This is a genomic window from Comamonas koreensis, assembly GCF_014076495.1.
GTDB lineage: Bacteria > Pseudomonadota > Gammaproteobacteria > Burkholderiales > Burkholderiaceae_C > Comamonas > Comamonas squillarum.
In genome coordinates this window covers 3,107,027-3,128,531 of sequence record NZ_CP043575.1, presented here as the reverse complement: position 1 = coordinate 3,128,531, position 21,505 = coordinate 3,107,027, and the positions used below count along the sequence as shown (strand labels likewise).

Annotated in this window: 17 protein-coding genes; 9 read left to right on the top strand and 8 right to left on the bottom strand. The window is 63.7% G+C overall.

The genetic code is table 11. From position 1 onward, the window contains the following. Positions 1-35: 35 nt before the first annotated feature. The 4 genes from F0Q04_RS14145 (at position 36) to F0Q04_RS14130 (ending at position 5,727) form a co-directional block, all read left to right on the top strand. On the top strand, positions 36-1,568 hold the full coding sequence (locus tag F0Q04_RS14145; RefSeq protein WP_021026063.1) for an acyl-CoA carboxylase subunit beta: 1,533 nt from the start codon (positions 36-38) through the stop codon (positions 1,566-1,568). 15 nt (positions 1,569-1,583) lie between these two features. After that, a complete protein-coding gene (locus F0Q04_RS14140; protein ID WP_116925731.1) occupies positions 1,584-2,774 on the top strand; it encodes a hypothetical protein in 1,191 nt (396 codons plus the stop codon). A 50-nt stretch (positions 2,775-2,824) separates the two neighbouring features. Next, positions 2,825-4,873 carry an acetyl-CoA carboxylase biotin carboxylase subunit gene (locus tag F0Q04_RS14135; protein WP_182341492.1) on the top strand — a complete coding sequence of 683 codons (2,049 nt, stop codon included), beginning with the start codon at positions 2,825-2,827 and terminating at the stop codon, positions 4,871-4,873. Positions 4,874-4,956: 83 nt separating this feature from the next. Further along, the gene (locus F0Q04_RS14130) at positions 4,957-5,727 is read left to right on the top strand and encodes a YdcF family protein (RefSeq protein WP_182341489.1); all 771 of its coding nucleotides are present in this window, start codon (positions 4,957-4,959) and stop codon (positions 5,725-5,727) included. An 18-nt stretch (positions 5,728-5,745) separates the two neighbouring features. On the opposite strand, the gene F0Q04_RS14125 is transcribed toward F0Q04_RS14130, so the two are convergent. Beyond that, entirely contained in the window at positions 5,746-6,825 is a 1,080-nt protein-coding gene (locus F0Q04_RS14125) for a LacI family DNA-binding transcriptional regulator (RefSeq protein ID WP_116925728.1), read from the bottom strand. Between the two features lie 180 nt (positions 6,826-7,005). Between F0Q04_RS14125 and F0Q04_RS14120 the strand changes: the two genes are divergently transcribed. The 3 genes from F0Q04_RS14120 (at position 7,006) to eda (ending at position 10,132) form a co-directional block, all read left to right on the top strand. After that, on the top strand, positions 7,006-7,545 hold the full coding sequence (locus F0Q04_RS14120; protein ID WP_232539347.1) for a gluconokinase: 540 nt from the start codon (positions 7,006-7,008) through the stop codon (positions 7,543-7,545). A 113-nt stretch (positions 7,546-7,658) separates the two neighbouring features. Continuing rightward, entirely contained in the window at positions 7,659-9,506 is a 1,848-nt protein-coding gene (gene edd, locus F0Q04_RS14115; RefSeq protein WP_182345695.1) for a phosphogluconate dehydratase, read from the top strand. Then, complete coding sequence (eda, locus tag F0Q04_RS14110) at positions 9,491-10,132, top strand: bifunctional 4-hydroxy-2-oxoglutarate aldolase/2-dehydro-3-deoxy-phosphogluconate aldolase (protein WP_182341486.1); 642 nt, start codon at positions 9,491-9,493, stop codon at positions 10,130-10,132. The genes edd and eda overlap by 16 nt, the downstream gene beginning before the upstream one ends. A gap of 281 nt (positions 10,133-10,413) precedes the next feature. Here the strand turns inward: eda and F0Q04_RS14105 are convergent, their stop codons facing one another. After that, complete coding sequence (locus F0Q04_RS14105; RefSeq protein ID WP_021028115.1) at positions 10,414-10,683, bottom strand: DNA-directed RNA polymerase subunit alpha C-terminal domain-containing protein; 270 nt, start codon at positions 10,681-10,683, stop codon at positions 10,414-10,416. Positions 10,684-11,255: 572 nt separating this feature from the next. On the opposite strand from F0Q04_RS14105, the gene F0Q04_RS14100 reads away from it, so the two are divergent. After that, on the top strand, positions 11,256-12,980 hold the full coding sequence (locus F0Q04_RS14100; RefSeq protein ID WP_116925726.1) for a diguanylate cyclase domain-containing protein: 1,725 nt from the start codon (positions 11,256-11,258) through the stop codon (positions 12,978-12,980). Positions 12,981-13,081: 101 nt separating this feature from the next. Here the strand turns inward: F0Q04_RS14100 and gloA are convergent, their stop codons facing one another. From gloA to F0Q04_RS14070, 6 genes are all read right to left on the bottom strand, one after another. Continuing rightward, positions 13,082-13,495, bottom strand: coding sequence for a lactoylglutathione lyase (gene gloA, locus F0Q04_RS14095; RefSeq protein WP_182341483.1), 414 nt, complete (start codon positions 13,493-13,495; stop codon positions 13,082-13,084). A gap of 177 nt (positions 13,496-13,672) precedes the next feature. Further along, a complete protein-coding gene (locus tag F0Q04_RS14090; protein ID WP_116925724.1) occupies positions 13,673-14,458 on the bottom strand; it encodes a peptidylprolyl isomerase in 786 nt (261 codons plus the stop codon). Positions 14,459-14,505: 47 nt separating this feature from the next. Further along, complete coding sequence (locus tag F0Q04_RS14085; protein WP_182341480.1) at positions 14,506-14,790, bottom strand: BolA family protein; 285 nt, start codon at positions 14,788-14,790, stop codon at positions 14,506-14,508. A gap of 76 nt (positions 14,791-14,866) precedes the next feature. Continuing rightward, a complete protein-coding gene (locus tag F0Q04_RS14080) occupies positions 14,867-15,412 on the bottom strand; it encodes a septation protein A (protein WP_182341477.1) in 546 nt (181 codons plus the stop codon). Between the two features lie 272 nt (positions 15,413-15,684). Then, a complete protein-coding gene (gene msrB, locus F0Q04_RS14075; RefSeq protein ID WP_021028109.1) occupies positions 15,685-16,095 on the bottom strand; it encodes a peptide-methionine (R)-S-oxide reductase MsrB in 411 nt (136 codons plus the stop codon). Next, positions 16,092-17,633: a protein adenylyltransferase SelO gene (locus tag F0Q04_RS14070; RefSeq protein ID WP_182341474.1), complete on the bottom strand. Its 1,542-nt coding sequence runs from the start codon at positions 17,631-17,633 to the stop codon at positions 16,092-16,094. The genes msrB and F0Q04_RS14070 overlap by 4 nt, the downstream gene beginning before the upstream one ends. Before the next feature lie 342 nt (positions 17,634-17,975). Here F0Q04_RS14070 and smc point away from each other — a divergent pair, with 342 nt between their 5' ends. After that, a complete protein-coding gene (gene smc, locus F0Q04_RS14065; RefSeq protein WP_182341471.1) occupies positions 17,976-21,503 on the top strand; it encodes a chromosome segregation protein SMC in 3,528 nt (1,175 codons plus the stop codon). Positions 21,504-21,505 lie beyond the last annotated feature (2 nt).

The window sequence follows — 21,505 nt, the reverse complement described above, 5'->3', positions numbered from 1 at the left end:
CAGAGAGACAACCTAGCAAGCTTCAAGGATGGAACATGCAAGATATCTTGGAACAACTGGAGAAAAAGCGTGAACTCGCCCGCCTGGGCGGCGGGCAAAAGCGCATCGATGCGCAGCACAAAAAGGGCAAGCTCACGGCGCGTGAGCGCATCGAGCTGCTGCTTGACGACGGCACCTTCGAAGAGTGGGACATGTTTGTCGAGCACCGCTGCACCGACTTTGGCATGGAAGAGACCAAGATCCCGGGCGACGGCGTGGTCACCGGCTACGGCATGATCAATGGCCGCCTGGTCTTTGTCTTCAGCCAGGATTTCACCGTGTTCGGTGGCGCGCTGTCCGAGACCCATGCCGAGAAGATCTGCAAGGTGATGGACCAGGCGATGAAGGTGGGCGCGCCGGTCATCGGCCTCAACGATTCGGGCGGCGCCCGGATCCAGGAAGGCGTGGCGTCGCTGGGCGGCTACGCCGATGTGTTCCAGAAGAATGTGCTGGCCTCGGGCGTGGTGCCGCAGATCTCGATGATCATGGGCCCTTGCGCCGGTGGCGCGGTCTACTCGCCGGCGATGACCGACTTCATCTTCATGGTCAAGGATTCGAGCTACATGTTCGTCACCGGCCCCGAAGTGGTCAAAACGGTGACCCATGAGCAGGTCACCGCAGAAGAGCTGGGCGGCGCCGTCACCCACACCAGCAAGAGCGGTGTGGCCGACATGGCCTTTGACAACGATGTCGAGGCGCTGATGATGCTGCGCCGCCTCTACAACTACCTGCCGCTCAACAACCGCGAAAAGGCGCCGGTTCGTGCCACCACCGACCCGGTCAGCCGCGCCGATATGTCGCTCGACACCCTGGTGCCCGAGAACCCGAACAAGCCCTATGACATGAAGGAGCTGATCATCAAAACCGTGGATGACGGCGATTTCTTTGAGCTGCAGCCCGAGTACGCGAAGAACATCCTGATCGGCTTTGCCCGCATGGCCGGCCAAACGGTGGGCATTGTGGCCAACCAGCCACTGGTGCTGGCCGGTTGCCTGGATATCAAGAGCTCCATCAAGGCCGCGCGCTTTGTGCGCTTTTGCGATGCTTTCAACATCCCCGTGGTCACCTTTGTCGATGTGCCCGGCTTCATGCCCGGCACCAGCCAGGAGTACGGCGGCATCATCAAGCACGGCGCCAAGCTGCTCTACGCGTACGCGGAGTGCACGGTGCCCAAAATCACCGTCATCACGCGAAAGGCCTATGGCGGTGCCTATGACGTGATGGCTTCCAAGCACCTGCGCGGCGATGTGAACCTGGCTTGGCCGCAGGCGGAAATCGCGGTGATGGGCGCCAAGGGCGCCGTCGAGATCATCTTCCGCGAAGACAAGAACGACCCGGATAAGCTCTCCAAGCGCGAGGCCGAATACAAGACCCGTTTTGCCAACCCCTTTGTCGCAGGCGCCCGGGGCTTTATCGACGATGTGATCCTGCCGCACGAGACGCGCAAGCGCATCTGCCGCAGCCTGGAGATGCTCAAGAACAAGCAGCTTGAGAACCCCTGGCGCAAGCACGGCAATATTCCGCTCTAAGCACTGCAGGCCCGGATGCGTTCCACCCCCGCCAACTCCCGCATGGCCGCAACGCGGCTGGCGCAGCGCTGGCTGGCTCAGCGCCTGCTGTGCGCAGCCGTGCTCGGCGCGGGTGTGGCTGCGGGCGCGCAAACCCAGCCGGGCATGCCGGCAGCGCCGGGCAGCAGCTGCGTCGCCCGCAGCGGCGCGCCACTGGCCCAGTCCTGGCAATACGTGTTCTCGTACCAGGGTGGCTGTGAAAACGGCCTGGCCCAAGGTGAGGGCCGGGCGCAGTGGCTGCCGCGCAGCGATACGGGCGCGGCGCCGATTGTCTGGCAGGGCCGCTTTGACCGGGGCATTTTCCTCAGCCGACCGGCCATGCGCGCTGCCAGGCCCTTGGCCGATAGCCAGGTGCTGCTCGATCTGGGCCCCTTGGCGGACAGCGAAGGCAAGGGCGGGCGCCTGTGGGTGCAGGCGGCATTGGACGGCAACACGCCAGCCGATGCCTGCGCGCCGATGGCGCTGCATGTGCTGGTCGATATCCATTCACCGCTGGGCTCCGAGCAGGTGGCGCGGCAATGGCTGCAGGCGGCCTTGCAGCATTGGCAGCGTGCCTGCCCTGCTGCGGCGCAGAGCCTGGTGCGGCTGATGCTCTACCAGGGCTTTGAGCTGGCGGCAGACGCCGATGGCCATTTGCCCGCGCCGGTGGTGCGGGCCACGGCCTCGCTGCAGGGGCGCGAGCTGCTGTTTCAGCAGTACAGCAACAATGCAGCGGCCCAGCAGCAGCACAATGCCGGCCAGCCCGAGCAGCGCCGCGAGTACAGCGCCAATGCCCAGCGTCTGCAGGCGATGGTGCGCCAGTACCAGGCCCGGCGTGTGGTGGACCTGCCGACCTTGGACAAAAACCTGGCGGGCTTGCGCGGACAGGTGGTGCTGGTGGGCGTGCGGCCCGAGCGCATCCTCTCGCGCCGGCTGGCAACGGTGCGCACCGCGCACCGCGAAGGCTGGGACAGCACGGCAGCCGTGGTCGAAGGCCATGAGATCGCCCGCTGGGGCAAGGACAGCCGCCTGCTGGCGGTGAAAGTGCAGGGGCGCTCGACCGATGTGCGCACCCAGGACCAGGTGATGCTGCAATTGCTCGGCAGTGTGCGCTGCAGCGAGATCGATTGCGAAGACTATTTGCTCATGCCCGGCGGGCAATGGGCGCATGACAAGGCGCTGCCGTAAGCACGGCAGCATGGTGGCCAACCGAGAGATTCAACCAAGAGACGACAACCATGTTCAGCAAAATCCTGATTGCCAATCGCGGCGAGATTGCATGCCGCGTGATCGCTACGGCCCGAACCATGGGCATCCAGACCGTTGCGGTCTACTCCGATGCGGACAAGGAAGCGCGCCATGTGAAGCTGGCCGATGAGGCCGTGCATATCGGTGCGGCCCCCAGCCGCGAGTCCTACCTGCTGGCCGACCGCATCATCGATGCAGCGCGCAAGACCGGCGCGCAGGCCATCCATCCGGGCTACGGCTTCTTGTCCGAGAACGAAGCCTTTGCCAAGCGCTGCGAGGACGAGGGCATCGCCTTCATCGGCCCCAAGGCGCATTCGATTGCTGCGATGGGCGACAAGATCGCCTCCAAGAAACTGGCGAACGAGGCCAAGGTCAACACCATCCCCGGCTACAACGATGCCATCGAGAACGCGGAAAAAGCCGTTGGCATTGCGCAGGGCATTGGCTACCCGGTGATGATCAAGGCATCGGCCGGCGGCGGCGGCAAGGGCCTGCGCGTGGCCTACAACGACAAGGAGGCGCTGGAGGGCTTTACCGCCTGCCAGAACGAGGCGCGCAACAGCTTTGGCGATGACCGGATCTTTATCGAAAAGTTCGTGCAGGAGCCGCGCCATATCGAGATCCAGATTCTGGGCGACAGCCACGGCAATGTGGTCTACCTCAATGAGCGCGAATGCTCGATCCAGCGCCGCCACCAGAAGGTGATCGAAGAGGCGCCATCGCCCTTCATCAGCGATGCCACCCGCAAGGCGATGGGCGAGCAGGCCGTGGCCCTGGCCAAGGCCGTGCAGTACCAGAGCGCTGGCACGGTGGAGTTTGTCGTCGGCAAGGACCAGGACTTCTACTTTCTGGAAATGAACACCCGCCTGCAGGTCGAGCACCCGGTGACCGAGTGCATCACCGGCCTTGATCTGGTCGAGCAGATGATCCGTGTGGCCGCGGGCGAGCAGCTCTCATTCAGCCAGGCCGATGTCAAGCGCGATGGCTGGGCGATCGAATGCCGCATCAATGCCGAAGACCCGTTCCGCAACTTCCTGCCATCGACCGGCCGCCTGGTGCGCTTTGAGCCGCCCAAGCAGACCATGTGGCAGGCCGATACCGCCCATTTGCAAGGCGTGCGTGTGGACACCGGCGTGTACGAGGGCGGCGAGATCCCCATGTACTATGACTCGATGATTGCCAAGCTGATCGTGCATGGCAAGGACCGCAACGAGGCGATTGCCAAGATGCGCGAGGCGCTCAACGGCTTTGCGATCCGGGGCATCAGCTCGAACATTCCTTTCCAGGCGGCGCTGCTGGCCCATCCCAAGTTCGTCTCGGGCCAGTTCAACACCGGCTTCATTGCCGAGCACTATGGCCAGGGCTTCCATGCCGAGGATGTGCCCCACGAGGACACCGATTTTCTGGTGGCACTGGCGATGTTCCGCAACCGCCGCTACCGCGCGCGGGCCTCCACCATCAGCGGCCAGATGCTGGGCCACCAGGTGCGCGTGGGCCACAGCTACACGGCGGTGGTGCTGGGCGCCGAAGGCGAGCACAGCTTTGTCTCGGCGGAGGTGACCGATTTTGACGACGAGGCCCGCGTCTGCAAGGTCAGCATTGGCGACAAGACCTACCAGTTCAGCAGTGAAGCGGTGCTGCGCGATGTCGTCACCCACGGCACTTGCAACGGCCAGCCCTTCACCGCACAGATCGAGCGCGGCACGGCCAAGAACCCGCTGGCCTTGCGGGTGATCCACAATGGCACGCAGCGTGACATCCTGGTGCTGTCGCAGCGCGGCGCCGAGCTCTACCAGCTGATGCCCTACAAGGCACCGCCTGATCTGTCCAAGTTCCTGCTCTCGCCGATGCCCGGCCTGCTGGTCGATGTGGCGGTGCAGCCCGGTCAGAAAGTGCAGGCGGGCGAGAAGCTGGCGGTCATCGAAGCGATGAAGATGGAAAACATCCTGTTTGCCACGCAAGACGGTGTGGTGAGCAAGGTGAGCGCCGCGAAGGGTAATTCGCTTGCGTTGGACGATATCATTCTGGAATTTGAATGATCTGAGTGCTTGGCCACGACGCAGACCCGCTGCCCCGCAGCGGGTTTTTTTGTGATGGCTTGGGTGCGACTAGAGGAATGGGAATGCAACGAGGTTTATTGGCGGCGGCCGCCCTGGTGCTGCTGGGACTGGGCATCGTGCCCTTGGCGGCTGGGCACTTGCACCTGGGGGTGCTGGTGCCTGTGGGGCTGGGCCTGGCGGGTGGCTATGTGGTCTGGCGCTGGTCGGCGGTGCGCGCCTGGCGTGCTGCTGCGCCCTGGCGCCGCGCGCTGTGGCATGCGGCCTGGTGGGGCTTGGCCTTGTGGGTGGTCAGCGTAGGCTGGCTCTGGCATGGGATTGCGGGGCTGGGGCAGACGCCAGCGACAACGCCACCGGTGGCCGCCATTGTGGTGCTGGGCAGCGGCACGCAAGACGGCAAGCCGCGCCCGGCGCTGGCCATGCGGCTCGATACCGCTGCGCAGCTTGCCAAATTGCAGCCGCAGGCGGTGCTGGCGGTCACCGGTGGGGTGGACTTTGGGCAGGACGAGAGCGAGGGCGCCATCATGGCGCGTTACCTGGCGCAAGTCCATGGGCTCGATCCTGCCACGATGGTGGTGGAAGAGCGCAGCACCAGCACCGTGCTGAACCTGGAATGGACCGGCCCCATGCTGCAGCAGCGCGGTGTGGACCTGGCCCAGCCCATTGCCATTGTCAGCAGTGATTTTCACCTCTGGCGTGCGCTGCATATCGCCCGCAGCCAGGGCTTTGGGCAGCCCATTGGCGTGGCAGCCCCCACACCGCTGCTGACCCGTTTCAACGTTTGGCTGCGTGAGTATTTTGCTGTCGCCAGCAGCTGGGCCTTGGGCGAGTGGTAGCGGGTTTGAACGCCCCGGTCAGGTGCTGGCGCGCCGCACCAGGTGGTAGCCCAGATCCAGCCGGTTCTGCGCCACCGGCTGGCCTTGCACCAGCTGCAGCAGCATCGTGGCCGCCTGGGCACCGATGGCGCTGCGGGGCGTGTGGATGGTGGTGAGCGGCGGCACCATTTGCGCGCTGCCTGGCAGGTCGTTGAAGCCGGCAATGGCGATTTGCGTTGGCACGGCCAGCCCCAGGCGGTTGGCGGCCAGCAGTGCGCCCTGGGCCAGGTCATCGTTGCAGAAAAATACCGCATCCACGCCACCACCGAGCTGGAGCACCTGATCGAGCAACTGCGCGCCCAGGGCCAGCGATGAGCGCTCGGGGCTCAGAATCTCCAGGCCCGGCTCTGCCAGGCCCGCCCGCTGCAAGGCCTGGCGGTAGCCCTGCAGGCGCTGCATGACGCGGGCATCGAGCTGGGCGCCGCAAAAGGCGACGCGGCGGTAGCCCTGGGCCAGCAGGTGTTCCGTCATCGCCGCCCCGGCATCGACCTGCGAAAACCCCACGCTGTGCAGCGCAGTGGTAGCGCTGGCAGGGGGGAGCTCCATCAAATGCACGCAGGCCGTGGCACTGGCGGCCAGCAGCTGGGCGCTGCCGGCGCTGCGCTCATAACCGGTCAGCATCAGGCCCGCTGGCCGCATCGGCAGGTAGGCGCGCAGCAGCTGCTCTTCTTCGGCCGCGCTGTAGTGCGACACGCCAATGAGCAGGTGGTAGCCGGCGGCAAACAGCACCTTGTGGGCCGCTTCGATCAGATCGACAAACAAGGTGTTGGTCAGCAGCGGCACGATGACCAGCACCTGGTTGCTTTTTTGCGAGGCCAGCGCGCGCGCGGCCGGGTCGGGCACGTAGCCCAGGCGCATCGCCGTCTCGCGCACCTTGTCGGCCAGTGCTGGCGCCACCCGGCGCTCACCGCGCAGCGCGCGGGATACCGTCATGGGGCTGACGCCTGCGGCATCGGCCACATCCTGCAAGGTGACACGCCCGCTGGCACGCGAGCGGCGGCTGTTGGGCTCGGCAGTCGGCGCGGGCAAAAGCGGGGAAGGGGGCAGGGGCAAGCGCATCTCCGGTCGGCTTAGCAAGCAATATCCAGTATGATAGCGCTATCCCACATTAAATGGGGAAGGAAGGCAATGCCCGCAGACGTCGCAAGATCAAGACCGATGGTTTGAAACGGTTTGCGCAAACGACGTGGTCCAAAGGCAGTGCTTGTTTTTTTACCTGTATTGGATAGCGCTAACCCAATGACCAAGTCCTCTGTTGAATCTCCGCATCGGCGTCCCGTAGCTCTGGTGGTGATGGGGGTGTCGGGGTGTGGCAAATCCAGCGCCGGTGAAGCCATTGCGCTGCACCTGGGTTGGCACCTGGTTGAAGGCGACAGCTACCATGCCGCTGAAAGCGTGGCCAAGATGCAGGCGGGCATTGCGCTGACCGATGCCGACCGCGCCGGTTGGCTGCAGCGCCTGGCGCAGTTGCTGGCTGAGGCGGACGATGGCCAAGGGGTGGTGCTGACCTGCTCGGCGCTCAAGCGCCAGTACCGTGAGCTCCTGCGTGCCTCCCAAAGCCGGCTCGGCTTTGTGTTTCTGGATCTCAGCTACGACACAGCCTTGGCGCGGGTGCAGCAGCGCGCGGGGCATTTTTTCTCGCCCGAGCTGGTGGCCAACCAGTTTGCCACCTTGGAAGACCCGCGCGATGAGGCGCAGGTGCTGACCGTGGATGCCGATACCCCGCTGGACCGCATTGCCCGTCAAGTGCAGCAGTGGCTGGATGCTCAGCAGCCTTAAGAGCCTACAAAGCCTAGTGCCAGCGCTGTATGCGGCTGCTGTGCTATAAAAATTACATAAATAAAGGGGGCAGCCTTGTCTGCGTGCCCCTGTGATGCAAAGGATTCCCCATGATGCAGATCCACCCGGTTCTTCAAGCTGTCACTGACCGCATCCGTGCCAAGAGCGCTGCCACGCGCAGCGACTATCTGGCCCAGGTTGACGCCATGGCCCAGCGCCCGCCGCAGATGCGCTCGATGGGCTGCGCCAATGTCGCGCATGCCGTGGCCGGTGTACCGGTCAACGACAAGCTGCGCATTGTCGAGGTCAAGGGCCCGAACGTGGGCATTGTCACGGCCTACAACGATGTGCTCTCGGCCCATGCGCCGCTGCAGCGCTACCCCGATATCCTGAAGGACGAGGCGCGCAAGCATGGCGCCACCGCGCAGGTGGCAGGTGGTGTGCCCGCCATGTGCGATGGCGTGACCCAGGGCATGCCGGGCATGGAACTGAGCCTGTTCAGCCGCGATGCGATTGCGATGGGCACCGCCGTGGCGCTGACCCATGACACCTTTGATGCGGCGCTGATGCTGGGCGTCTGCGACAAGATCGTGCCGGGCCTCTTGATTGGCGCGCTGCATTTTGGCCATCTGCCGATGGTGTTTGTGCCTGCAGGGCCCATGACCTCGGGCCTGTCCAACAACGACAAGGCCAAGGTGCGCGAGCTGGCCGCGCAAGGCCTGGTGGGACGCGAGAAGCTGCTCGAAGCCGAGATGGCCGCCTACCATGACGCGGGCACCTGCACCTTCTACGGCACCGCCAACAGCAACCAGATGCTGCTCGAAGCGATGGGCCTGCATGTGCCGGGCAATGCCTTTATCAACCCGGGTGATGGCGCGCGTGAGCTGCTCACCCGCGAGGCCATGCGTACCGTGCTGGGCATCACCGCTGGCAAGCGCTTTGCGCCCATTGGCCGCGTGGTTGACGAGCGCTGCATTGTCAATGCCATGGTGGCACTGCTGGCAACGGGCGGCTCGACCAACCATTTGATCCACTGGGTGGCGGTGGCGCGTGCTGCCGGCATCGTCATCGACTGGAATGATTTTGAGCAGCTGTCCTCGGTCGTGCCCTTGCTGGCACGCGTCTACCCCAATGGGGCGGCAGACGTGAACCAGTTCCAGGCAGCGGGCGGCCCGGGCTATGTGATTGGCCAGTTGCTGGCGGCCGGCCTGATGCACGGCGACGTGCTCACGGTGCGCCCCGAGGGCCTGGCGGCTTACGCGACTGTCCCGCGCGTCGAAGCGGGCCAACTGGTCTGGCAGGCGGCCACCGAATCCGGTGACGACAGCGTGCTGCGCCCGGTGAGCGCCCCTTTCAGTGCTACCGGTGGCCTCAAGCTGCTGACCGGCAACCTGGGCCGCAGCGTGATCAAGGTCAGCGCCGTGCCGCTCGACCGCCATGTGCTGCGCGCGCCGGCCTGGGTGTTTGACTCGCAGGATGCGCTGCAGGAGGCCTTCAAATCGGGCGCGCTGGAGCAGGCCTGCCAGACCAATGGGCACAACGGCGTCGTCTGCGTGGTGCGCTGGCAGGGCCCGCAGGCCAACGGCATGCCCGAGCTGCACAAGCTCACGCCGCCCTTGGCCGTGCTGCAAGGCAAGGGCTACCAGGTGGCGCTGGTGACCGACGGCCGCATGAGCGGTGCCTCGGGCAAGGTGCCCGCTGCCATCCATGTGTCACCTGAAGCACTGGCAGGCGGCCCCTTGGCCAAAATTGAGAGCGGCGATATGGTGCTGCTGGATGCTGAAACCGGTATCATGCAGGCCGAAGTGGATGCCGCCATCTGGGAGGCACGCCCACTGGCCACGATACCGGCCGAGCAGCTGCGCGCCAATGGCCGCGGACTGGGCCGAGAACTGTTTGCCGGATTCCGGCGCAATGCGCTGAGCGCAGAAGAAGGAGCCTGCACATGGCTGAGCAACTGACCGCTTTATCGATCATGCAAGACGCACCGGTGATCCCGGTGATCGTGCTGCGCGACGTCAACCACGCTGTGTCCATGGCCAAGGCCCTGGTTGCTGGCGGCATCCGGGTGCTCGAGGTGACCTTGCGCACGCCACAAGGCCTGGCCGCGATCGAGGCGATTGCCAAGTCTGTGCCTGAGGCGATTGTGGGCGCGGGCACCGTGCGCAATGCTGCCGATGCGCGTGCCGCTGCGGCGGCTGGGGCCCGCTTTGCGGTCAGCCCCGGCTACACCACGAGCGTGGGTGACGCCTGCCGCGACGCGCGCCTGGCGCTGCTGCCCGGCGTGGCCACCAGCAGCGAAATCATGCAGGCCCAGCAAGACGGCTTCAATGAGCTGAAGTTCTTCCCCGCGCTGCAGGCGGGCGGCATCAACATGCTCAAGGCCTGGCAAGGCCCCTTTGCCGAAGTGCGCTTTTGCCCCACCGGGGGTATCACGACGGCGAATGCGGCGGAGTTTCTGGCGCTGAAGAATGTCGTCTGCGTGGGCGGATCCTGGCTGGTGCCCACCGACACCTTGGAGCGCGGTGACTGGGAGCACATCACCTTGCTGGCCCGTGAGGCTGCCGCCTTGCCACGCAAGGCCTGATACCACAGCCATCAGAGCAATTCCGGGCGGCCATGCAAGCCGCCAAGTGGCTGCGTTCCATACCCCATCCCCACAAGCGGGATGAACATTGATCCATAGGCCATGCCGCTGCGCTGCACCCGGGCGCTAGCGCACAGCGCCCGGCATGGCGTTTCTGCCCCGTGGCCGGGCCACAGACCTTGCGTGTACATGCCAGCAGGCGTGCAGTGCAGGCCTGCATGGTGTCCGCTAAAAGCAGGGAATTGGGCAGAGGAGCAGGGCGGTGCCCCGGGGGCGCACCTTTAGTCCTTGGACTGCGCCTGCTCAGCATGCGGCTGGTTGGCTGCGTCTTCCGTCCAGGCCTTGTAGCGGCCCGAGTGCGGCTGGAACTGCTGTCCGGGAAACAGCGTCCGCTCGATGTCGCGCAGCACCGTCATCCCCACGCCATTGAGCTTGAGCAAGCGCTCGGGATATGCTTCGACGACCTGATCCACCGTGGTGATCGCATGTCGCCCCAAGCTGTTGAGGGTTCTGCGAGAGAGCCTTTTGTTCAGAAGCAGTTCAGTAGCCATGGGATCATCAATCTATAAACAAAGCGGCAACGTCCATCGTTGGACTGAAGACTGAGGCCAAGCACCACCAATTCAGCGGGAGTTGCTATGCCCGAGCCCTCGGCAATGAGGACAGGAGTGGATACAAATCATGCTAAATCGCATTTTGTTATTCATTGATTCTATCAGCTTATAGCTAATTTGTAACTCAATGATGGGTGATTTCCGCTGATCCGAGATTGATTTATGCCGAATTAATGTAATTAAATGTATTTGATTGGTTATACTGAGGCCGCCCGGCAAGGGAATCAGCGGCATTTCTTCCGGCCTCTATTCTCCACCCAAAAAAAGAATCTCCAGAGCAACTATCTTTTTACCAGGCTGAGGGTAATCGATGGATCTGTCGCTTGCGCGCCAGAAAAATTCCAGCGATGGCCTGGGGTTGCCGTGGCAACATGGCGCTGCCAAGTTGAGTTATTACGCAGGTCTATCGTGCGATGTAATTCATACAAACGGTTAAAGTAAGAATTAACTGACAGTATCTATACCAATACCTGCCCACCGCGCCATCCAAGCCTTCCCCATCTCTGGTTATGCCCGTCCGTAAAGCTTCGTCGTTGACGATCACCCTGATTTTGCCGTTTGTGATGCTGATTGCATTGCTGACCGGGGTGCTCGGCGTGCTGTGGTACTGGACGGGCAGCAAGACGGTATCGATGCTGTCGCAGCAGCTGATGGTGGAGATGGCCGAGCGCATCAGCCAGGCGGTGGACCGGCACATCTTCAGCTCGGGCTCCATCATCGAGGCAAGCTTTCCAGCGGGCCTGCAGGCCCCCGACAGGATTGAGAACGACATGCCGGCGCTGCGCACCCGCCTGTGGGCCGCCACGTCACTCACTCAGCACCAGGGCGACTATGTCTATTACGGCAATCGCCATGGGCAGGGCATAGGCCTGCTGCGCAGCAACGACACCCAGGCAGAGCTGCGCATCAAGTTGCATGCGCAGGAGGTGCGCAGCCGCTACCTGTTGCCAGGGATCCAGGCCGAGCCCATCTTCTTGTCAAAAGAATCCAATTTGTTCGATCCGCGCACGCGTCCCTGGTACCGGCTCGCGCAGGGCGTCGTCGGCCATATTTGGACGCCGGTCTATATCGATTTCAATGCCAAGGACCTGGTGATGACGCGGGCGCGCAGGGTGTTCGGCCCTGACGGCCAGCCCAGCGGTGTGGTTGCCACCGATGTCTCTTTGAGCGAGCTGCGGCTTTTCGTCGACGGCCTGCATTTGTCCGAGGGCGCGCAGGCTTTCATCATGGAGCCCAATGGGGACCTGATTGCTGGCACGCGCATGGACAATATCCGCGAGAACGGCGAGCAGCCGCCCAGCCGGGTCAACGCCGCCAGCGCCGGCAATCCCTTGCTCAAAGTGGTGTACCGGCAGCTGGTGCATGAGTTCTCGCAGTCCAATGAGGTGGCGCGCACGGCGCTGATCTTTGATGCCAAGGACCATGCGATCGAGGTAGCCTACCGCCGCGTGACCGATGAGGCGGGCCTCAACTGGCTCGCTGTGGTCGCTGTGCCGCACCAGCAGATGCTGGCAGGCATCCGCGCCCATGTGGTGCTGGTGGTGGCCTTGGGCCTGCTGGCCCTGGGTATTGCATTGGCGCTGGGTTTGCGCATTTTTGGCGGCTTGGCCAAGGACATGCGCTCACTCACCTATGCGGTGCGCCGCGTCGGGCAGGGCGAGATCGATGTGCCCATTGGTGTGGAGCGCAATGATGAGATTGGTGAACTGGCCAGCAATGTCCACCATATGCGGCATCGCTTGTTCACCGATGCGCTGACTGGCGCTGCCAATCGCAGCGCGCTGAACCATATTCTGGAGACCCTGACCCGGCCGAACGCGCCCAAGCAGGCGGTGTTTGCCATTCTCTTTATCGACCTCAACCAGTTCAAGCCGCTCAATGACCGTTGGGGGCATGAAAACGGCGATTTGGCCCTGATCGAGGTAGTGCAGCGCCTCAAGGAAGTGCTGCGCAGCAACGACGTACTGATTCGCCTGGGAGGGGATGAGTTTGTGGCTGTGCTGCAGGGCATCCACAGCGACGAGCAGATCCAGGTGGTGAAAACCAAGATCCTGGAGGTTCTCGCCCCTGCGCTGCAGACGCTCAAGGGCTTGCCTGAGGGCGAGGTGGTTCATCTGGGTGCTTCCATCGGGCAGGCCATCTATCCGATCGATGGTGCCGACCCACAAAGCCTGCTCAAGCACGCCGATCTGGACATGTACAAAAACAAGCAGCACAACGGCCATAGCCGCTGACCAGCGCCGATGGCCCTTGGTGGCTGGAATGCAAAAAGCCAGGTATGGGCCTGGCTTTGGCTGAGGTGGGGCGTGATTGAAAGACGCGCCCCGGGCTGGCCTTAGCGCAGACCGCCGCCAGCGCCGCTTTCATCGCGTTGGATGAGCTCAATTTTATAGCCATCAGGATCGGTCACAAAAGCGATCACCGTGGTGCCGCCCTTCACAGGGCCGGCTTCGCGGGTGACGTTGCCGCCATTGGCCTTGATCTTCTCGCAAGCGGCATAGGCATCGGGCACGCCTAGCGCAATATGGCCATAGGCCGTGCCCAGGTCATAGCTCTCGGTGCCCCAGTTGTAGGTCAGCTCGATCTCGGCCTGGCCAGGGTTGCCGCCTTCGTAGCCGACAAAGGCGAGCGAATACTTGTACTCGGGGTTTTCCGAGGTGCGCAGCAGGCGCATACCCAGCACCTGGGTGTAGAAATCGATGGAGCGCTGGAGATTGCCAACGCGCAGCATGGTGTGCAAAAGACGCATGGGGTTTTCTTTCTTGTAAAGGCAGCAGCAGCACAGGGCTGCCGCAAGGAAGAAGGCTGACCTTCAGGGGCCAGCCAGAGCCATCCGAGTGTAGCGCCGCACAGTGGCAGGCCGCAGCCCACAAAGCACAACCCCTGCACGGGGCAGGGGTTGCAAGTAGAAGCGAAGTGGCGAGAATTACTCGACCTTGGCCTTTTCACGCAGCTCTTGCTGGTACTTCTGGATTTGTTGCTGGCGCAGTTGCTGCTCGATCTGGGGCTTGACTTCCTCGAACTTGGGCAGTTGCGCTTCGCGCACATCGTCCACACGGATGATGTGGTAGCCGAACTGGGTCTTGACCGGGGTATCGGTCATCTGGCCCTTCTTCAGCTTGGTCATCGCTTCGGAGAACTCAGGGACGTAGTTGGCGGCATTGCCCCAGTCCAGATCACCACCGCGCTGGCCCGATCCAGGATCCTTGGACTCCTTCTTGGCCAGGTCTTCGAACTTGGCACCCTTCTTGATTTGGGCGATCAGGGCCTTGGCCTTGTCTTCGCTGTCCACCAGGATGTGGAAGGCGTGGTATTCCTTGCCTTGGTTGGTCGCAACAAACTTGTCGTACTCGGCCTTGGCAGCGGCGTCAGAGATAGGATGCGCCTTTTCGTAGGCAGCAAACAGCTCCTGGGTCAGGATGCCTTGGCGCGCCAGCTCGACCTGGCCCTTGAAGGACTCGGTCGCGTCCAGGCCTTGGGCCTTGGCAGCCTGGGCATAGATTTCGCGCTCAATGATGGCTTCCTTGATCTGGCCTTCTTGCTCGGCGCTCACCGGGCGACCGCTGCGCTCCATTTGTTCCTTGAAGGTCTGCAGCAGGGATGAGGGCACTGGCTTGCCATTGACGATGCCAATGTTTTGGGCCACTGCAGGCAGCGCGGCTGAACCAAGCAGGGCAGCTGCAACCAGACCGGACAAGAGCTGTTTTTTCATGCGAAATCCAAATTGTTTATCTATGAAGGAAATATACACCAGTGATTTCATTGTTTTGGTGTATGCAGGACTTCAATGGCAAGGGCATGTAAACCCGCGTCAATGAATGCTTGGAGCGCATCATACACAAGCCGATGCTGGGCTATGCGTGATGTGCCAGTAAATAAGGGTGAAGCGATGCGCAGCCGGAAATGGGTGCCAAATCCGCTGTCATTGGCGCCCACATGGCCGGCGTGCAGACCGCTTTCATCGATCACTTCCAACTGGGTGGGCGAGAGTTTGTCGCGCAGCACCGCTTCAATGGCGGTGGCGGTAATGTCCTGGGCTTGCATAAAAAAGGAGTGAATGCGGGCGGGCTGGGAGCCTTGGCGAAGCGCTGCTATCGGCACCTCAGGCTCAGGCGCCTGCTCAGGGTTGGTCTTCCGGGTTGTGCTGGATGTGGCGGCTGAGGTACATGGCCTGGCCCAGCACAAAGACCAGCATCAGGCCCAGGCCGCCGAACATCTTGAAGGTGACCCAGGTATCGAGGTCAAACTGGTAGGCGACCCAGATGTTGACAATGCCCATAAGGGTAAAAAAGATGGCCCAGCTGTAATTGACCGTGTTCCAGACGGGCTGGGGCAGCTGCACCTGCGCCGACATCAGCTTTTGCATCAGGTTCTTGTTGAAGAACCACTGGCCGCCCAGCAACACGGCCGCCATCACCCAATACAGCACGGTCGGCTTCCACTTGATGAAAGACTCGTCGTGAAAAAGCAGGGTGGCGCCACCAAACACCACGATCACGCCCAGGCTGATCCACTGCATGGGTTCTACCTTGCCGACCTTGAAGCGCAGGTAGGCGATTTGCGCAATGGTCGCCACGATGGCCACCCCGGTGGCCACAAACACCCCCCAGACCTTGAACGCTGCGAAAAACAGCAGGATGGGGAAAAAATCAATCAAAAATTTCATATCAGGCGATGCGGGCTGTGCACGGCATGGCTCAAAAGCCGGAGCGCAGTGCGGACAAGAGAGCAGGGCTTTGGGTGCTTGTGTTTGTTTGAAGGGCGCGTCTGCAGGCAAGCGTCCAATGATACGCGAGCTATTTTGCTGCCAGCTTAAGCCGGGCTGAAGTGCTCGCCTCGGCTTGCCGGGGTGTCAGAGCGCTGGCGGCAGCCAAAGTTCCGTGCCGCGCCTGCCACCGGCCTGTCATGGCAGCGGCAAGCCAGGCTTAGAACAGGTTCTTAGTCCTGCTTTTCAAAGTCCAGCGCAGCCGAGTTCATGCAGTAGCGCAGGCCGGTGGGCTGGGGGCCGTCCGGGAACACATGGCCCAGGTGGGCGCCGCACTGGGCGCAGACCGTCTCCACCCGCACCATGCCATGGCTGCGGTCCACGTTCTCCTGGATCGCTCCGGGAATGGCTTCGGAGAAGCTGGGCCAGCCGCAGCCCGCGTCAAACTTGGTGTCGCTGTCAAACAGCTTGGCGCCGCAGCAGATGCAGTGGTAGCTGCCATCGGCCCAGTGGGCCTCGTACTTGCCGGTAAAAGGGCGTTCGGTGGCGGCATGCCGGGTGACCTGGTAGGCCACCGATTCGGCTTGCTTGGATGCGAGTTCGGCCTGCCATTGGGCATCCGATTTTTGGACGGGAAAGCTCATGATGAACAGCTGATTTCAATATGTTGCGCCCAGTCGGGCGGGAGGGCGGCCAGGTCTTCGCAGCCGGGATGCTCTGCATATGGTGTCGCCAGCACGGTTTGCAAGCGGGCAAACGGGGTCCAGTCGCCCCGCTGGGCAGCAGTGATGGCTTGCTGGCCCAGGTGGTTGCGCAGCACATAACGCGGATTGGCCGCCAACATGCGCGCGCCAGTGGCCGCTGCGTCGCCGGGCGCAAGCAGCGCCTGGTACTGCTCGCGCCAGGTCTCAAACGCCGCATCGCCATTGAACCATGGGGCCAGCGAAGGCAGGCTGTCATCGGCCACTGCTTGCGACAGCGCGCGCCAGAACAGGCTGTAATCGGTGCGGTGCTGCTGCATCAGGGCGAGCAAGGGGTTGACCACAGCGGCCACCGCTTCGGGCGCGGTGCTGCGGGCGGGATCGAGGCCCAGCTTGGCGCCCAGTGCGCGCTGCATCGCAGGCTCCAGCGCGGTCTTGTAGCGCTCCAGCGCCGCCAGCGTGGTCGCTTCGTCCTCAATCAAGGGCAGCAGCGCCTGGCCCAGGCAAAACAGGTTCCAGTAGGCCACCTGCGGCTGGCGGGCAAAGGCGTAGCGGCCACCGGTATCGCTGTGGTTGCAGATATGGTTGGCGTCGTAGTGGTCGAGAAACTGGAAGGGGCCGTAGTCGATGGTCAGGCCCAGAATGCTCATGTTGTCGGTGTTCATCACGCCATGGCAAAAGCCATGGGCCTGCCACAGCGCCATCATGCGCGCAGTGCGCTCGGCCACCTCGGCCAGCAGCGCGGCATAACGCTCGGTGCTGCCGCTGGCGTGCTGGGCAACACCTGGCATGTAGCGCTCGGCGACATAGTCCGCGAGCTTGCGCAGGCTGTCCTGGTCATCGCGGGCCGCGAAATGCTCAAAATGGCCAAAGCGCACAAAGCTGGGCGCCACGCGGGCGACGACGGCAGCGGTCTCCACCGTCTCGCGGTAGATGGGCTGGGGCGAGGTGACGAGCGACAGCGCACGCGTGGTGGGCACGCCCAGGCCGTGCATGGCCTCGCTGCACAGGTATTCGCGGATGGACGAGCGCAGCACCGCGCGCCCATCGCCCATGCGGGAATAGGGCGTCTTGCCCGCGCCTTTGAGCTGCAGCTCCAGGCCCTCGGGGGCGCTCGCCGAGCGGATCTCGCCGAGCAAAATGGCCCGGCCGTCGCCCAACTGGCCAGCCCAGTGGCCAAACTGGTGGCCGCTGTAGACGCTGGCCAGGGCGTCCATGCCCGGCAGCAGCGCATTGCCGCCCAGCACCTGGGTGGCCTCGCTGCTGGCCAGCCATTCGGGGCACAGCCCCATGTCCTGGGCCAGCGCGTCATTGCGCGCCGGCATCGCCAGCTGCGGCATGGGGGTGGGTTGCAGGCGGGTGTAGAAGACCGGCGGCAGGCTGGCAAAACCGTTGTGCCACTGGGCACCGGGCTGCAGTGCAGACACTGCTGTGCTCGGGGTGGATGCGGTGACCGCGGCAGCCGCCGGGCGCGTAGACATGCTTGAATCCATGCAGCCATTGTCTGCCTTGCGGCTTTCCCTGCGTGGCCCTGTGTCTATAAAGCAAGCCTGGCCCCTGCAGGGCGCAGCGCAGCGGCGGCGCAACATTATTTGACCCTGCCCAGGGCGCAAAACCGCAGCAGCAGGCGCTTTTGTCCCTGGTGGGCCAGGAGGGCCGGTTATTATGTCGGCCTGAGTTCTACCGCTTGCTTCATCAGAAGAGATCCCTGGGACCTCAGGCACCTGCCGGCCATGCCGGGCCAGCTCCACCTTGCGTGGCCCGGCCCGCTTGCGACAACGCCAGGCAGGTGATCGCCGCCCATCCAAGAGAAAACGAGCACTGTGCGCCTCAATTCCATCAAGCTTGCTGGCTTCAAATCGTTTGCGGAGCCCACCAATTTCATGCTGCCAGGGCAACTGGTGGGCGTGGTCGGCCCCAATGGCTGCGGCAAGTCCAACATCATGGATGCGGTGCGCTGGGTGCTGGGCGAGTCCAAGGCGAGCGAGCTGCGCGGCGAATCCATGCAGGATGTGATCTTCAATGGCACCACGCACCGCAAGCCGGCCAGCCGCTCCAGCGTGGAGCTGGTGTTTGACAACAGCGACCACCGCGCCGGCGGCCAGTGGAGCCAGTACACCGAAATTGCGGTCAAACGCGTGCTCACGCGCGACGGCAGCAGCAGCTACTTCATCAACAACATGCCGGTGCGCCGGCGCGATGTGCAGGACGTGTTTCTGGGCACGGGCCTGGGCCCGCGCGCCTACGCCATCATCGGCCAGGGCACCATCAGCCGCATCATCGAGTCGCGCCCCGAAGAGCTGCGCCTGTTTCTGGAAGAGGCCGCTGGCGTCTCCAAGTACAAGGAGCGCCGCCGCGAGACCGAGAACCGCCTCAACGACACACGCGAGAACCTGACCCGGGTCGAGGACATCCTGCGCGAGCTCAACGCCAACCTCGACAAGCTGGAGAAGCAGGCCGAGGTGGCGGCCAAGTACAACGCGCTCAATGCCAGCGCCACCTTGAAGCAGCACCAGCTGTGGTTCCTGAAACGCAGTGATGCCGAGCAGGAGCAGGAGAAGGTGCGCATCGATGGCCTCAAGGCCGTTAATGACCTGGAGTCGCGCCTGGCCGATCTGCGCCATGTCGAGGCGGACCTCGAGACCATTCGCCAGTCGCACTATGCCGCGGGCGACATCGTCAACCAGGCGCAGGGCAAGCTTTACGAGGCCACGGCCGAAGTGGGCCGGCTCGAAGCGGAGATCCGCTATGTGGTCGAAGGCCGCCAGCGCGTGGAAAACCGACTGGTGCAACTGGCCGAGCAGATTGCGCAGTGGACCGTTCGCAAGGACGAATCCGAGGCCGAGCTGGAGAACCTGGCCGGCCAGGGCATGGATGCCGAAGAGCGCGCCGAGATGCTGGCCGCCCAGCTCGAAGAGCAAAACCTGCAGCTGCCCGATATGGAAGAGGCGCTGCGCCTGGCCCAGCAGCGCGCCAATGAGCAGCGCAGCTCCGTCACCCAGGTGCAGCAGCAGATCCAGGTGCTGGCCGCCGAGCAGCGCAGCCTGAACGAACAAAGCCGAGGCCTGGAAGTGCGCAGCGAGCGATTGCGCAGCGACCGCAATGCGATGGCCGCGCCCGACGAGACCCGCCTGGCCAACCTGCAGCAGCAAAACGAGGAAGCAGCCGAGGCCGCCGAGATTGCCGAAGGGCGCCTGCTGGAGCTGCAAGACAGCGTCCCCCAGCTCGATGAGGCGCGGCGTAGCAAGCAGCAACAGGTCAACCAGGAAGGCGCCAAGCAGGCCGATCTGTCGGCACGGCTCGAGGCCCTCAAGGCCTTGCAGGAAAAGGTCAAGACCGATGGCAAGCTGCAGCCCTGGCTGGCCAAGCATGGGCTCGATGGCCTCCAAGGCCTGTGGAGCCGCATCCAGGTCGAGCCCGGCTGGGAAAACGCCCTCGAAGCGGCATTGCGCGAGCGCCTGGCTGCACTGGAAGTCAGCCGCCTCGATATGGTGCGCGGCTTTTTGGGCGCAGGTGCCCAGGATGCACCCCCCGCCCGCCTGGCTTTCTACAGCGTGCCCCAAGCACCGGCCGCAGCTCCTGCTGGCAAACTCGCGCAGCTGTCTGATTTGCTGCGCGTGCACGATGCCGGCCTGCGCGCCGTGCTGGTCGATTGGCTGAGCGGCTGCTACACCTGCCCGAGCCTGGACGAGGCGCTGGCCCAGCGCAGCCGCCTGCAGGCGGGCGAAACCATTTTTGTGCCGACCGGCCATTCGGTGAGCCTGCACAGCGTGAGCTTTTATGCGCAGGACTCCGAGCAGTCGGGCATGCTGGCCCGGGCCCAGGAAATCGAACACCTGGAAAAGGAGCTGCGCGCCCAATCGCTGATTGGCGAAGAGGCGCGCAATGCGCTGGTGCGTGCCGAGAGCGCCTACGCTGATGCCTCGCAGCGCCTGGTGGCCGTGCGCGCCGAGGCTGCGCAAACCCGCAACCGCGCCCATGAGCTGCAGGTCGAGACCTTGCGCCTGACCCAGTTGGCCGAGCAGGCCCGGGCCCGCACCGCGCAGATCGACACCGACCTGGGCGAAGTGGTGCAGCAGCTCGAAGAGATCCAGGAGCGCCGGATTGCGGCCGAGGCCCGCTTTGAAGAGCTGGACATGCAGCTGGCCGACAGCCAGGAGCGCCATGCCCAGCTCGATGAGACCGTGTATGAGTCCGAGCGCAAGCTGGCCAGCGCCCGCGAGCAGTTGCGTGCACTGGAGCGCCAGTCGCAGGAAGCGGTGTTTGGCCAGCGCAGCATGGAAGCGCGCCGCGCCGAGCTCAACCGCACGATGGAGACGGCGTTACAGCAGGCCAAGGCCCTGGGCGATGAACAGCTGCGCGCGCAGGAGGAGCAAAAGCGCCTCAACGACGCGGCCGCGCAAGGCGGCCTGCAAGATGCGCTGAACCTGAAGATGGAGCGCGAGAAGGACCTGGCCGCGCGCCGCAGCGAGTACGACGACCTGACCGCCCGGCTGCGCAGCAGCGATGAGCGCCGCCAGCAGTTTGAGCGCGAGCTGCAGCCGCTGCGCGACCGCATCACCGAGTTCAAGCTCAAGGAGCAGGCCGCGCAACTGGGCCTGGAGCAGTACACAACCTTGCTGCAGGAAGCCCAGGCCGATCTGGAGGTCATTGCCGCCTCGGTCAAGGACGGCCAGGTGCGCCTGACCGGTCTGCAAGGCGAGATTGACCGCCTGCACCGCGAGATTGAAGCGCTGGGCGCCGTCAATCTGGCCGCGCTCGATGAGCTCAACCACGCCCGCGAGCGCAAGACCTTCCTCGACTCGCAGATGGACGACCTGACCCAGGCCATGACAACCCTGGAAGACGCGATCAAGAAGATCGATGCCGAAACCCGGCAGCTGCTCTCGGGCACGTTTGACACCGTCAACAGCCATTTTGGCCGCATGTTCCCCGAGCTCTTTGGCGGCGGCCAGGCCAAGCTGATCATCACCGGCGACGAGATTCTGGACTCGGGCGTGCAGGTGATGGCCCAGCCGCCGGGCAAGAAGAACCAGACCATCCATCTGCTGTCGGGCGGCGAGAAAGCGCTGACCGCGATTGCGCTGGTGTTTGCGATCTTCCAGCTGAACCCGGCGCCGTTCTGTCTGCTCGATGAGGTGGACGCGCCGCTCGACGATGCCAATACCGAGCGCTATGCCAAGCTGGTGGCCTCGATGAGCCGCAGCACGCAGTTCCTCTTCATCAGCCACAACAAGATCGCGATGGAGATCGCCCAGCAGCTGATTGGTGTGACAATGCAGGAGCAGGGCGTCTCGCGCATTGTGGCCGTGGATATGGAATCTGCCTTGTCGATGGCCGATTCGGCGTGAAA